This window comes from Pseudomonas sp. K5002 (genome assembly GCF_013386655.1).
In the GTDB taxonomy this organism is placed as follows: domain Bacteria; phylum Pseudomonadota; class Gammaproteobacteria; order Pseudomonadales; family Pseudomonadaceae; genus Aquipseudomonas.
This window is the reverse complement of the sequence record NZ_JACARK010000127.1, coordinates 1-412: the sequence shown is the minus strand read 5'-3', so window position 1 is coordinate 412 and position 412 is coordinate 1. Positions and strand designations below refer to the sequence as shown.

General features: G+C 62.6%; 1 protein-coding gene. It reads left to right on the top strand.

Annotated elements, in window-relative coordinates; genetic code table 11:
• Positions 1-35 precede the first annotated feature (35 nt).
• Positions 36-412, top strand: a 377-nt coding sequence (locus HX846_RS07690; RefSeq protein WP_178965205.1) for a DJ-1/PfpI family protein, incomplete at its 3' end; no start/stop codon positions are given.

The following is a 412-nucleotide window of genomic DNA, read 5'->3' as shown; positions in this document are numbered from 1 at the left end:
TGCATTTATTCAGTTGGAAAAAGGTGTTTCTATCCATGGGCAAAACCGTCGCCATCCTGATCTTCCCCGGCGTCCAGTCACTGGACGTGACCGGGCCCCTGGATGTGTTCTGCGAGGCCAACCGTTTTCTGCCGCCCGAGGCGCATTACCAGCTGGAGGTGATTGGCCTGGGGCACGGCAACATGGCCTGTTCCAACGGCTTGTCGTTGCAGGCACACCGGCATTTCAGCGAGGCCCTCGAGCCTTACGACTTGCTGTTGATGGCCGGCGGGCCGCAGCTGCCCTTCGAGGATTTCGGCCCGGTGTTCAATCAATGGCTGCGTGACGCCAGTGCGCGAGCCCGGCGCTTCGGCTCCATCTGCAACGGTGCCTTCATGCTCGCCCGCGCCGGGTTGCTGGACGGGCGCACCGT